13 protein-coding genes and 1 tRNA gene are annotated in these 11830 nt (G+C 53.5%); all 14 read right to left on the bottom strand.

Annotation, left to right across the window (positions count from 1 at the left end; translation table 11 throughout):
- Nucleotides 1-66 precede the first annotated feature (66 nt).
- The 14 genes from ALIPUT_RS05080 to ALIPUT_RS05150 all read right to left on the bottom strand — a co-directional run bounded on the left by ALIPUT_RS05080 (nt 67) and on the right by ALIPUT_RS05150 (nt 11829).
- Nucleotides 67-414, bottom strand: coding sequence for a hypothetical protein (locus ALIPUT_RS05080; protein WP_004328673.1), 348 nt, complete (start codon nt 412-414; stop codon nt 67-69).
- A gap of 43 nt (nt 415-457) precedes the next feature.
- Complete coding sequence (locus tag ALIPUT_RS05085; protein WP_004328674.1) at nt 458-1885, bottom strand: hypothetical protein; 1428 nt, start codon at nt 1883-1885, stop codon at nt 458-460.
- 151 nt (nt 1886-2036) lie between these two features.
- The gene (locus tag ALIPUT_RS05090) at nt 2037-2354 is read right to left on the bottom strand and encodes a hypothetical protein (RefSeq protein ID WP_004328675.1); all 318 of its coding nucleotides are present in this window, start codon (nt 2352-2354) and stop codon (nt 2037-2039) included.
- A gap of 15 nt (nt 2355-2369) precedes the next feature.
- Nucleotides 2370-3032, bottom strand: coding sequence for a hypothetical protein (locus tag ALIPUT_RS05095; protein ID WP_004328676.1), 663 nt, complete (start codon nt 3030-3032; stop codon nt 2370-2372).
- Nucleotides 3033-3044: 12 nt separating this feature from the next.
- Nucleotides 3045-4019, bottom strand: coding sequence for a hypothetical protein (locus ALIPUT_RS05100; protein ID WP_004328677.1), 975 nt, complete (start codon nt 4017-4019; stop codon nt 3045-3047).
- Nucleotides 4013-4501 (bottom strand): hypothetical protein, encoded by a 489-nt coding sequence (locus ALIPUT_RS05105; RefSeq protein ID WP_004328678.1) that lies wholly within the window; start codon nt 4499-4501, stop codon nt 4013-4015. The genes ALIPUT_RS05100 and ALIPUT_RS05105 overlap by 7 nt, the downstream gene beginning before the upstream one ends.
- Nucleotides 4502-8836, bottom strand: coding sequence for a hypothetical protein (locus tag ALIPUT_RS05110; RefSeq protein WP_004328679.1), 4335 nt, complete (start codon nt 8834-8836; stop codon nt 4502-4504).
- A 229-nt stretch (nt 8837-9065) separates the two neighbouring features.
- Nucleotides 9066-9584 carry a hypothetical protein gene (locus ALIPUT_RS05120; RefSeq protein WP_040293228.1) on the bottom strand — a complete coding sequence of 173 codons (519 nt, stop codon included), beginning with the start codon at nt 9582-9584 and terminating at the stop codon, nt 9066-9068.
- Between the two features lie 16 nt (nt 9585-9600).
- Nucleotides 9601-9685, bottom strand: a tRNA-Ser gene (locus ALIPUT_RS05125).
- Between the two features lie 61 nt (nt 9686-9746).
- Nucleotides 9747-10274 carry a hypothetical protein gene (locus ALIPUT_RS05130; RefSeq protein WP_004328681.1) on the bottom strand — a complete coding sequence of 176 codons (528 nt, stop codon included), beginning with the start codon at nt 10272-10274 and terminating at the stop codon, nt 9747-9749.
- Between the two features lie 4 nt (nt 10275-10278).
- Nucleotides 10279-10686 (bottom strand): hypothetical protein, encoded by a 408-nt coding sequence (locus ALIPUT_RS05135; protein ID WP_004328682.1) that lies wholly within the window; start codon nt 10684-10686, stop codon nt 10279-10281.
- Nucleotides 10687-10690: 4 nt separating this feature from the next.
- Complete coding sequence (locus ALIPUT_RS05140) at nt 10691-11179, bottom strand: hypothetical protein (protein WP_004328683.1); 489 nt, start codon at nt 11177-11179, stop codon at nt 10691-10693.
- 1 nt (nt 11180) lies between these two features.
- Nucleotides 11181-11492 carry a hypothetical protein gene (locus tag ALIPUT_RS05145; RefSeq protein ID WP_004328684.1) on the bottom strand — a complete coding sequence of 104 codons (312 nt, stop codon included), beginning with the start codon at nt 11490-11492 and terminating at the stop codon, nt 11181-11183.
- 1 nt (nt 11493) lies between these two features.
- Complete coding sequence (locus ALIPUT_RS05150) at nt 11494-11829, bottom strand: hypothetical protein (protein ID WP_004328685.1); 336 nt, start codon at nt 11827-11829, stop codon at nt 11494-11496.
- Between the last annotated feature and the right edge of the window lies 1 nt (nt 11830).

An 11830-nucleotide genomic window follows, 5' to 3' on the forward strand; every position in this document is an offset into this window, starting at 1 on the left:
TTCGAGCTGTTATTCGCATTACCGCTGAACAGGACACCGCAAGAGCAACCAACCTTTATACATCCATTACTCCAAATAGTACCGTGTTCCCGATGCCCGCATCGTTACCCGTCGCGGGAATTTGTCCATTTCCCGAATCTTGGCGAGGACATATTTGATTTCCCGCGAATTGGTGAAGAACTTGCGTGCATCGCGGTCGTGATCGTCCCGATTCATCTTGATCTTGACGAGCGTCCGATTCTCTCCGAACTTCGTTTTCACTCCCTCGATGTAGTCGCAGACCCAAAAGGTGAGGTTTATCAACTTCTGCTGCGTCGTTTCGGGGCAGTTGAAATGCTTGTTGGTTTCATCGGCGGGGATTTTCAGGAAATCCAGCGAGCCGTCATCCTCCATCGGATTGTGGTTATTCTCCATTGTCGTAGCGTTTAATTATTGGCCGAGCGTGTTTTCTGTGGCGTTATGCGGGGATAAAGCAAAGGCGAGACCCGAAATTCGCATCCGAAGTCGAGGGCGCGTTATTCGAATACGCATACGCAAAACCGGCATCCGAGCCGTAATTCGCATAACCGCCGAACAGGACACCGCGCAATGCTTCGGTCGTCGGAATGTTAGTGTAATGGTAATCGCAGAAATAGGTCGAAGAACCGCCTCCTACGACGGAGGGCATGATCTCTCCTCCCTCGCCGAAAATCACCTCTTTGACATATCCCTCTGCGCGGGCCTCGTTGCCTACATGAGCGTAGCCGTCGTAGCCGCTATCCGAAAATTTGGCCGGATCGGTGCAGACGAATACCTTGCTTAATCCGTCGCCGCTGTTATCCTCGGTCGGGCTGATACGGATGTTGATACCGTCCGTCCATTGCCAAATATGGCCGAAAGGATTCTCGACACCTCGATAGCGCGGAACCATGACCGTGCATCGGGTCGATCCGTCCTCATTGATGACGGGGTATGCGACCTCGCCCGTGCCGTTTCCGAGTTCGTCGGTATGGCCGCACGGCACGAACGGATAAGAGCCGTTGAACCCGCCCCAATCGGACATGTTTGTTACACCTGCTCCGAGGCCGCCCTGCGCATAACCGTTGCTGTCCTTTTCCGCATTGAATGCCGCCTGCGAGTTGAGCGTGGCATATTCGATGGCGAAGAGCCAATACAGTTCTTTTTGGATGTCGTAGGTCATGCAGTTCCATTCCGTCGAACCGGACTTGCGTTTGCGGGCGTAATTGCGGAAATTGGTACGGGAGATACCCGTCGCCGGGCGTCCGAGGAACGTGCGATAGGTTCCGTCATACGCCGTATTGTTGTTGCCGCCTCGGTAGTCGGCATCCATATTCACGACCGAGCAGAGGGTCGTCGTGCTGCGCTGTATGGTAGCCTGATACGCCGAAACGTATCTATTCCCTGGGACGAGACGATAGCCGGGGAGAGGGTACTCGCTGATGCGTACCCGCCGCTTCGTGCCGTCAGTCTCGAATTTGCGGTAGTGCATGGGAAGTTCGACCATGACCTGACCCCGCGAGCCGTCGCGCGTCTGTCCCGTCCAATTTGCCGGATTGAGATATTCCACGACCTCGCCGTCGTCGTTGAGCAGGCAGCCTTTCATCCGGTTGTGGATCGGCAGGCTCTTGTGCAGGGAGAGATTGCCGATACGGGTGCAGGCAGGCGAGGATACAGCGGTGTCGAACTCGATGCCGTAGCTGCATTCCTCCTCCATGTAAGGCAGGAGCGTTGCGAGCGCGGCCTTTTTGCTCTCGCCGTCCTCCAATACCTCGCAAATGAGGTTGAACGGGTTGGTTCCCGATACATCGGGCAAGTCGCTCAATCGCTTGCCATTCTGAAAAGCCTCGATAATCTGTTCGAGGATTGCTTCTTGTTCTGCTGTCATAGCTATTTGTCGTTTAAGAATTTGAAAACCGTTTTTCCTTTCGATGCGATGAACATCACCGACGATGCGGTATTCAGCCGCATTTTCTTTTGCCTACGGGATGTCGCCCATTGGCGCAGCCGCCGCGATAGGGAGATGAAAACCGAGACGATCATACCTTTTCGACGTAAGTCCCAGCTCCCCAATAGAGGTCGTGAGTGTTGAGAAAATCCGCATTCGGTGCGATGGCCTTGATCGCCATCGGCGACCAATCGTTGAGCACTACCGGAGCGTCGGAAAATTCGTCGTCCTGATAGCATTTCACGCTCAATACGGCGTCCACGGTGGAGCTGCTGTATTTGGGCCTGATGTAGATCGAGAACAGCGCGTCATTCGGCAGGCTGAAACCGTCTGCGAGGTTCTCGATCTTGCCATGCGAGAGGATGCGCCCGCCATTCATAAATTCGCTGATGTAACCTTGTCTTGCCATAGCTTGATGTTGTTTTTAATTGAACCTGAAATTACCGTTTGCCGTGAGGCGGATCGACGAGAGCGTTACCAATCTGACCGTAGGCTCCGAAACTTTGATCTGAATCGTCTTGTAGAGGGCTACGTTACAGGTCGGGATGACATGGATGATGCTAATCCCGGCGGCGAGGATCGTGATACGCCCGTCGGGAGTTACCGATACGGCTTTGTCATCGCCGAGGAACAGCACATTCGGCTTAACACTTGCCGGAGCGAGCGTCGCGCGGATGAAATTCTCCGCCATATTGCCGACCAGCAGGCGCGAGGGGTATTCTACCGTCATCGCCGTAGGTACGAGGTTCAGCGGCTCCAATTCCGCAGCGGCGGCGATCACCTCCTCGCAATCCTCTTTCGCCTCAATCGCGGCGGCGGTGGCATTATTGGCATTCGTCGTCGCGGTATTGGCGGCGGTCGTAGCAGCCTGCGCCCTTTGCGCGGCATTATCGGCCGTCTGCGCTGCGGAGTTTGCCGCGCTGGTGGCATCGGTCGCATTTTTCGTCGCCGACTTCATCCCCTCGACGACCGACTGGATATATTCGAGCGACACCTTGACGCTCTTGTTGAATATATCGACGCCGATAGTCCACAGCCCTTTGAATGAGGTGCATTCGGGGAGTTCCGATATTTTCTTCTTTATCATATCCTTGTAGAGTTAAATTCTAAATACGATGAGGCCCTCTTCCGGCTCGGTTATCACGACATCCTTATCCTCGGTCGCCAATACGCAGTAATTACCGTCGGGCCGCGAATCGGGAAAGGTCAGGGTTACGGTGAACTCGCACCACACCCGCCCGTTGCGGCGAATATCGAATCGCGTTACCGTATTGCTCTTGTAGTAGCAATTATACTCCTCCAAAGTGTTGTCGTTGTATAATTTGCGTAATTCGGGTTTCAGCAGGGCGGTGAAAAGCGCATACCAGCGTTCCCAAAATTGAGCGATGCTATCGGCATAGATAAAGAGCTTCATCGCAACGTCTTTCGCCTTGTAGAAAACCGATTCTCCGTCATAGTCCACTCCGGGCCGATTGGTTACATCAATTTTCAGATTCTCGCGGACATTCGGGGCTTTCTGAATATTCCGATCCGTGCCGTCGAGGACATAGACCCCGAAGCGGGAAAAATCGACATCATCCATCTCGTAGCCGTTTTGCTTGAAGCCCGTCGGGGCTGTTGCATAGGGAGCTTGATTCAGCAGCGTATTGTACTCGTTCAGGCTCTCGATGTCCGTCTCATCGGTCGGATAGACGGGCGGAAAGTCATCGGCGAAATTCAGCGTGATTTTTCCGAGCTGGATTTTGGCGGACAATGCGGGATTGGTCAGAAGCCGCAGTTTGTAGGACTTGCCGAGTTCGGCGAAGTCGAAGATATGATATGCCCCATCGGAAAGCACCTCGAACAGATCGCTCGCGCTCAAAATATCGGTGATGCAAAACGGTATCGAGAATGTCTTGCTGTCGAGGATCGGATTAGAGAGATCTGTTTCCTCGCCGTCATATTCGGGCCATTCGGTGCTATTCAGTTTTTTGAATGACGGCATCTGTACGAGTGCCTTGTACCCGTACTGCTCTACGAAGATGCCGTATTCGCTGAACGCATCCAGTCCGTCTATGAACAGCTTGCCTACCATAGGATTTTCGCGTTGTCCTGAACGATGTAACTCACCTCGGAATCCTTATCCTTTTCGACCTTGACGACCGCATATCCCGATGCCGCGACGGAGGCTTTTGCTCCGCACATTAGGAATAGCCGATTTCCGGCGGTTTCGCGGTATTTCAGCTCGGCGGTGGTATCTCCTATCAAAAAGACTTTCCGAGCCTCCAAAAGCGAGATTTCGCCACTGTCGATATATACCCCGTATCGCTCCGGGTGGTACTTCTTGAATCGTCTGAATGTGGCGATGTTGGGGAAGTTGTAGGCCGTCATAAATTCGACCCCTCGCGGGGAGAACATCAGCCCGATCAACTCTTCCAATGTCTCGTCGCCTTTGAACATGTCGCAGGCTTCGAGTTTTGCGGCCATTTCATACTGCCCGCTATCGGCGCATTGGGCTTGGGCGGCATCTTTGGCCGCCCTCCATTCCCTCTGTATTCGTCTGATGAGTTCTTTCATTTAGCTGCGGAGTTTTAATCCTTTCCGGTCAATATCATCAACCGTGTTTTTGATGTCCTTGATATTCTTATCGACCCTATCGAGCTTGTCGTTGGCCTCGGAGGTATTCTTCTCAATGCCCGTCAGTTTGTCGAGGACGGCATTGCTCGTGCGATTCAGGTCATTCATGCCTTGTACGAGGGTATAGGTATGCCCCTGAATGGTCGTCAGGCGGGCGTTGTTCTCATCGACGCTATCCTGCGACGCGGTGGCGATCCCCTTGCTCATTCCCTCGCGCTCGGCATCTCCCGTGAAATAATTTTTAAGGCTATCGGACAGACCTTGATAGATCGCGTTGAACTCTTCTCCGACCTGATTGAGTTCTCCGGCAAATCCATTCATCGAACCGATCACGGCGTCGATGCCTTTGAACGAGCCGTCATTGCCGAACCATTCTTTTTTGTATCTGTCGAAAATGCCTCCGATACGCTCTTCCAAATACTTCTGTACGAGCATCCTTTGCAGAACATCGGCGACAATATCATTGACCTTTTTGCGCCATGCCTCCATCGCATCCTCTCCCTGCTTGGCCGCTTCGAAGAAAGCATCTCCGAGTTCCGAGGCAAGGTCGGCGGCGGTATAGCCGATGATGTCTTCCAGCATCTCGTTGATGATGGTAGCCATCTCTTCGGCGATCTCCTGAATCTGTCGCTGCCACTCCTCGATCTTGCCGTGATCGGTCTTTTTCTTGCTTTGCTCCTCATTGATCTGTTTCTGAATGAGTATCTGCTGCTCTGCAAGGTTTTCGAGCTGCTTGCGGCTTTCGTCGTATCTCTTCCCTCCGAGGGCTTTATCGGCGGTATAGGCTACCTTTGCATACGCATCGGCAATCTTCTCGATGGATTTCTCATATACCTCGCTATCGTAGCGCATCCGGGCGATCATCCGTGTCCATGAGTTGCCGTACTGCTGTGATGTGAGATGCAGACGCAATACCTCCTGCGTGGTTTCGGCGTAGATGTCCCTCAATTTCTGCACGGCATCCCCGACATTATTCTGCAAGCGGACGGTATCGGCATTGTCGAGTTCCCATTGCAGTTGGTCGATGCGGCGTTGCAGGTTCTCGATTTCTTTCTGCTTGGAATCGTCATCGTTGAAGAGGTTGGCGATGGCCGTAGCGACCTGCAAAGCCGCCGAAATAACGGCGAGGATAACCGATGCTTTCTCGATGGTTGATATAGAGGCGGCTCCGGCTGCTGCTGCGGCCGTTGCACCCTGTGCCGTTGCATCAACGGTAGCTTCTACGCCCTCGGCGACGCCTTTGCCGACATCTCCGATGGCATCCATGACAGTCGATGCGGCATCCAATACCGCGTCAATAGTATCGAGGGCCTTGCCGATACCATTTGCGACATCATCGGAGAATATCGCCGCGAGGTTCTGCGCTTGGCCGCCGATCCCGGAAATCACGCCTCCGACAGCCCGCAGTTGCGTTGCGAAATTCTTGTAGGAAACGGTGATATTATTACGTGCGGATAATGCCCGCTGTTCAGCCTGCGAGTTGCGCTCCGTCGCTTCGGCAACGCGGAATTTCGCCAATTTCAGGTTTTCTTCGGCTTCGCGGTACTTATCGCTGTCCTCCGTGAGAGTACCCAAATCAATCTGCTCGCGGAGGGCCTGCTCGACGGCGAGAGCTTCGTTGTATTCCCGCTGCGCGGTCGTGATCCCATCCTGCGCGTCGTGCCATGCCTGCAATGCGGCGACGAACTCCGTTTTGGCGTTGCCTATGTCCTTGATCGACTTGTGCAGGGCGACAAAGGGGTTTCGAGAGGCGATTTCCTCCTCCATCTTGGTAATCGCTTCTTGATAGTCCTTGATCTCGGTTGCGCCCATCGAATCCTTGTTCGAGGCGAAATAAGCCTTGATCTTGTCGAGGTTGTATTGCAAGGTCGATAACGACTGTTTTCCGAGGTCGCCGAATACGCTCTCCCAGTTGATCGACTTTTTGAAATCCGCAGATTCCAATGCGGCAAACTCGGCGTTCATCTGCTTAATCGCGTTGTGCAGGTATTCGGTCGGCATAGTGGATAGTTTCTTCGCCCACTCCCGATTGAGTTTCTCGATCCTCTGCTCGACCGTGCCGTATTCGTCAATCAGCGCGTCGGTGTATTTCCTGCGGATTTCGGCCTTTTCCCGCTCTCCCTGCTCTGTGATGGCCGTTAATACGCGATTGAACTCCTCGGCGATTTTAGGGTCTTGGAGTAACTCCTTGACGTAATCGTCGATAGTCATCTTGCCGCGCTTGGAATTGGCCCATTTGACCTCCGTCGCGCCTTTCTGCGACATGTAATATTGCTTCTCGGCATCCTGCCTAACCTTGGCGAGTTGGCGCAACTGCTGACGCCACGCATTACGCTTGCGGACGGTATCGAGTTCTATCTGATTGAGTTCTTTGGACTGTCCCTCTGCCATCGCCTCAATCGTATAGTCGGCTATCTCGCTATGCGCATCCTTGATATACTGCTTGACCGCTTTCTTCCATTCCTCGATGGATTTCTTTTGCGTGAGAGCCGCCTTTTTCGGGTCGAACTTGTCTTTGGACGGGTCGATATGGAAATCGAGGTCGTTATCTTTTTTGAACTGAGATGCTTTTTCCTGTATCTCTCCCCATTGTTTTTTCCAGTTTTCGTATTCTTCCTGCGCTTCATTTATGGCCTTTTGCGCTGCACGATTATCTCCGCGCTTTCCACGCCACCACTTGTTGAAATCGCCGTTTTCGGCCTTTGCTCTGACCTCTTGGAGCTTGATATATGCTTCGGTCGTTTTTGTCAAAAGAGCTTGCGCCTGTGCTTCGAGCATGAGCATTTCGCAATACTTCTCGCCCTTTTGCTTTAAGACGGTTTTCCATTCGGCAAGGGTTTTATAGTAACCCATTGCCTCCCCGTATTTGGAGTTCAGCTCTTTGACAACTTCTTTCTCCTGCGCTTTTGTCCCCTTGAAGCTTTCGAGTTTGTTTTTGTAGTTCTCGATCTCCATAGAAGCCTTGATGTAGGCTTCGTTGCCTGCTTTGAGGATTTCTTGCTGCTCCTCGAATTTCTTATCGGCTTTCGATGACGCCTCAAACGCTTTCATCAGCCAATTCACGAGCGACCCCAAAAGAACGACCAATGCTCCGATGCCGGTAGAAATGAGCGCGGCCCGCAGACCTTTCATTGCTACGGACATGGCTTTTGTAGCGACGGTTCCGGCGGTCGTCGCGGCAGTCTGTGCCGTTGTCGATGCGGTATTCGCCACTTGTGCGGCCGTCCCTCCTGCGGTAGCTGTATTATTGGCCGTCTGCGCCGCAGTATCGGCGGCCGTCGCCGTTGCATTGGCTACCTGTGCTGCGGTATTGATCTCGGTCGCGGCGGTTTCGGCGGCCTGCTCGACGGCACTCTGTCCCGTGAGCTTGTTCCACCACTCTTTGAGACCATTCAAGGTAACGAGGGTGAATGCCGAATCTTTATTGAGGGTTTGCTGTATCTGCTGCAATCCGATGGTAATAGCCATGAGGGATTGCACCTTGACCATGATCTTTTGCAAATCCTCATTCTCGCCCGCGAAAAGCGACATCGTGCCCTGTGCTACGGAGAAAGCCCCTGCGACACCTGAAAGTCCCGAAATAAGACCCTGCATACCGCGCTGGTCATGGGCGAGGATCGTTGCCTGCGCCGTGGCGTCGGCCCATGCGTCGGTGAGTTTTCCCGCCTCTTCCTGCAAGGCGCGATACTGTGCCGTGCCGCGCTGTCCCGATGCCTCCATCATTACGAGTTCTTCCCGTAATTGCCTCAATCGGGTGCGGAGCGATACTTGGCTGTTGGCACTCTTTTCGGCGGCCGCGGCCTCTTTCTTCAACCGCTGTTCGGTCTGATAGAGTTCGTCGCCGACTTTCTCGGCCTCGGTAACGATTTTCTTGCGTAACGCTATATTCTCCTTGATCGCCGTCTGCTGCTGTTTGAGGGCATCGTATTCGGCCTGAATAGCGGGAGTTGCGGCCTGCCGTCCGAGATTCGAGATTTCGGAGCCGAGCTGCCGATATTGCTCCTCCAACGCCAATACGGACGAGCGGTTGGTGTCAATCACTCGGTCGAGTTCGGCGTATGCGGTGTCGATGGTGGAAAGGGATTGCGACGCATTTGTGACGACTTCGATATTCAAGGTCGGGACGTTGGCGAGCAGTTGAGAGATTTTGGAAGTCTCAACTTCAACATTGGAGGTCAATCCAGCGACTTTCCCCTCGATCTGCTCGATGCCGGCATCGAAGCCGGACATATCTATCGCCGTGCCGAAACTTAATGCGCCGTCGTCGTTTTTCATATTCTTACAATCTCCTCGTCATCTGTGAAATCCGTGAAATTTTCAGGGTTATTCGCGTCTTTACTGCCATCGTAAAGCGGCGCGTTGCCGTTCTCGCCTTTGTCGCCGGGCATCGGCATTGCACGGCTATACATGATCGCGTTTACATAACTGATGTCGTATAAAGCGTATTTCTCTGTTACTCCGAGCGTTCTTGCGATTCCGAGAACGGTAGCCCAAATGCTGTCGTTCAGCCTTTTACCACTTCCTTTGTCGGTTTGAGGATATTCGCCTCTGACAGGGAAGTGGTAATGGCGAAAAAACTGCTGATCTCCATGTCTTGAAGCCGTTGTACGACGACGTTGAACAGAACCGTCGGACGGACGTTCTCTAAAATGGCTTTGGCGAGTTCCGCCCGTTTGTCGATCTTGATTTTCTTCTTGCTCTTGCGCTTGATGAGACCGAACAAATAGCGTTTCTCCTGCACGACGACGCGCTCCTCGGTGAGGCTCTTCGCTCCGAGGATAAGCGTCGCCGCGATGTCGCCGAGAGGCCGGAAAAACCGCGCATGATGCAGTACGGAATTTACGATCTCGGTTTTCTCCACTTTCTCCACAATCGGGAGGGAGGCGATGAACTCCGAAACGACGATGAGCGTTGCGATAGACGGCGGCGCTATTTCGTAGGTGACACCCTCAATCTCGATATTCCCTACATTTCTTTCGAGTATGGCCGATGCGACGCGGCTTTCGATAGTAGTCTGTTCCATATTCTGAATAAAATTGCGGAGGGTGGAGGATTCGAACCTCCGAAGCCTGACGGCTTGCCTCGTTAGCGGTGAGGTGCATTCAGCCACTCTGCCAACCCTCCGGATTGCGGTTTCTCCTCCAACCGCAAAGGGCGTCTTTCCGCTTGTCAGCATCTTGCGATGTTATGCCCCTGCTTGCGCGGCCCAGTCTGCGGCCTTGACGCGGAACTTCTTGTAAAGCTCCCCGTCGGAGCAGGCGAGCACCTTGAACGTGAGATCGACATACGATCCTTCCTCCTCGGAGCTGCCCGGTCGGAACGAAACATGCGACCGACGAATCTTGATGCCGATAGCACCGATATTCTTGGGCGTGAGCTTCACGGAAAAGTCGTCCGATACGACGTTGGTCTTGACGGTCAGCTCGTCGCCGTCCTCCGAGACCTCTGCCCCGTTGAACATCTTTTCCTTGTCGAAGTCCATCTCCTTGACGCGGGTCGTCAGGGTAACGACCGGCTCGCCCTCCTCTTCGGCAACCACGATCCCGCCCGTTGCCGTTGCGGTCAGCGTTTCGCCGTCCTCGGTGGCAAGCGTCGTCGATTTGTCGTTGATCGTCCCTACATCGGTCAGAGTGGCGGCCATCGCCTCGTCGTCGCCGGTCTTGCCGACTTCGATTTTGCACTTCGACCACGACATGATGATTTTCTTTGCCATAATCCTATTCTGTTATGCGGTTAAACTTGATTCTTGCGTATATGAAATGCTGCTCTATTTCCTCGTTGCGCATCGTCGTCGGTGTCGTATCGGTTTCGAGCCAGTATTCCGTACCACCTGCGGTTTCTACGAATGCGAGAAGCAGCTCCTCCAACTTGCCGATGCGGTTCTTGTCGGGAACCATCCGGCCGTCGGCATGAGGTATATCGGGGACATAGAGATTGAAGATCACCACGCCCGTTTGTACCTGTTCATCAAGTCCTGCGAGGAACTTGACGATCAAATCCTCCGTCGTGGCATTGGCAGGGCGCATTTCGGGTCGGTAAACCTTTCCTTTGATGGCCTTTCCGAGGTCGCTATTCTTGACGAAAGAATAGAAATCCCGCTCAATCTGCATCTCCGTTTTTATCATCTCGCTATTCGATTAGACCGTTGAGTAATTTCTTGGCAAGCGATTCGGCTTTCAACTCGGCGGAGGTGAGAACGTCCTTGTGGTGGACTGCTTCGACATACGCGGCGTATTTCATGCCTGCGCAGACGATCAGAACCACGCCCCACGGAAATTTCGCTTGCAGACTTTGGAGCAATGCTTCGGCGGCGGGCGGGCCGGCTTCGCCGTTGCCATCCTTGCCGCTGTATTGCTTCGAGGCTCCCGTCACGACGGGCTTCCCGTCCACAAGCACCACATAGCCTATTGATGACCTCAAATTGCCGGTAATATCGTTGTAGCTGCCACTCTCGCGGGCGATTCGTATGCACTCCTCCCCGATGAAAGAGAGTTGCTTCACGAGCAAGGCGACGATGTCTTTCATCTTGGCCTGCAATCCGGCTTTCAGCTTGCGCATGTCCGTTTTGCTGACGATGACGCCCTTGTATTTGCCGTGCGAGGTAGCGACTTTCGCCATATCACACCACGATTTGAGTTCTGCCTACGGTGGTGAGAGGTTCGGCGTTCATCACGCGGTATTCGCCGAGATTTTCGCCCATCCTTTCGAGTTTCACCCGATTGTAGGGGAAAGGGATGCACTCAACAAGGATCGTAAACGAAGCCTGCCGAAATTCGCCGTCTTCGTAACGCCCTTTGCGGTTATCGCTGTTGGTCTTGATGGAGCAGGGGATAGCCTCGCTCCATGCGGATTGTGCCTTGATAGGCTCGCCCCATTCGTCGATACCGCCCTCGGTGAGTATCTCGTAGCGCAATGTGCCGTTGTATCTCATATCACCATAGATGCGTGCCGTCCTCGATCACGCGCATATAGTCGGAAAGAACCTCATCCGCATTGAGACCATAATAGCCGCACCAAATCGAAAGGCTCTGTTTGAGGGCTTCCTCGCTCATTACGGAGGTCGATACGCCGTTCTCGGAGCGGCTGTTTTCGACATATCCGATGACAAGGCGGGCGGCAACCCGAAAGATCATAGGGTCTTTCGGGGTCGCCTCGGCCTTTGCGTCGATGCCCTCGTTGAAGAGCGCAAATTCGATGGTCGCGTTATCAGGATAGAATGTGTTTGCTATCGCATTGCACAAACTCCTCGTTGCGGTAAGGTTATCCACG

Source organism: Alistipes putredinis DSM 17216 (genome assembly GCF_000154465.1).
GTDB classification, from domain to species: Bacteria; Bacteroidota; Bacteroidia; order Bacteroidales; family Rikenellaceae; genus Alistipes; species Alistipes putredinis.

What these genes read in the sequence shown, in the direction of transcription:
- ALIPUT_RS05080 (WP_004328673.1), bottom strand. Translation starts at nt 414, where the DNA reads ATGGAGAATAACCACAATCCGATGGAGGATGACGGCTCGCTGGATTTC.
- ALIPUT_RS05085 (WP_004328674.1), bottom strand. Translation starts at nt 1,885, where the DNA reads ATGACAGCAGAACAAGAAGCAATCCTCGAACAGATTATCGAGGCTTTT.
- ALIPUT_RS05090 (WP_004328675.1), bottom strand. Translation starts at nt 2,354, where the DNA reads ATGGCAAGACAAGGTTACATCAGCGAATTTATGAATGGCGGGCGCATC.
- ALIPUT_RS05095 (WP_004328676.1), bottom strand. Translation starts at nt 3,032, where the DNA reads ATGATAAAGAAGAAAATATCGGAACTCCCCGAATGCACCTCATTCAAA.
- ALIPUT_RS05100 (WP_004328677.1), bottom strand. Translation starts at nt 4,019, where the DNA reads ATGGTAGGCAAGCTGTTCATAGACGGACTGGATGCGTTCAGCGAATAC.
- ALIPUT_RS05105 (WP_004328678.1), bottom strand. Translation starts at nt 4,501, where the DNA reads ATGAAAGAACTCATCAGACGAATACAGAGGGAATGGAGGGCGGCCAAA.
- ALIPUT_RS05110 (WP_004328679.1), bottom strand. Translation starts at nt 8,836, where the DNA reads ATGAAAAACGACGACGGCGCATTAAGTTTCGGCACGGCGATAGATATG.
- ALIPUT_RS05120 (WP_040293228.1), bottom strand. Translation starts at nt 9,584, where the DNA reads ATGGAACAGACTACTATCGAAAGCCGCGTCGCATCGGCCATACTCGAA.
- ALIPUT_RS05130 (WP_004328681.1), bottom strand. Translation starts at nt 10,274, where the DNA reads ATGGCAAAGAAAATCATCATGTCGTGGTCGAAGTGCAAAATCGAAGTC.
- ALIPUT_RS05135 (WP_004328682.1), bottom strand. Translation starts at nt 10,686, where the DNA reads ATGATAAAAACGGAGATGCAGATTGAGCGGGATTTCTATTCTTTCGTC.
- ALIPUT_RS05140 (WP_004328683.1), bottom strand. Translation starts at nt 11,179, where the DNA reads ATGGCGAAAGTCGCTACCTCGCACGGCAAATACAAGGGCGTCATCGTC.
- ALIPUT_RS05145 (WP_004328684.1), bottom strand. Translation starts at nt 11,492, where the DNA reads ATGAGATACAACGGCACATTGCGCTACGAGATACTCACCGAGGGCGGT.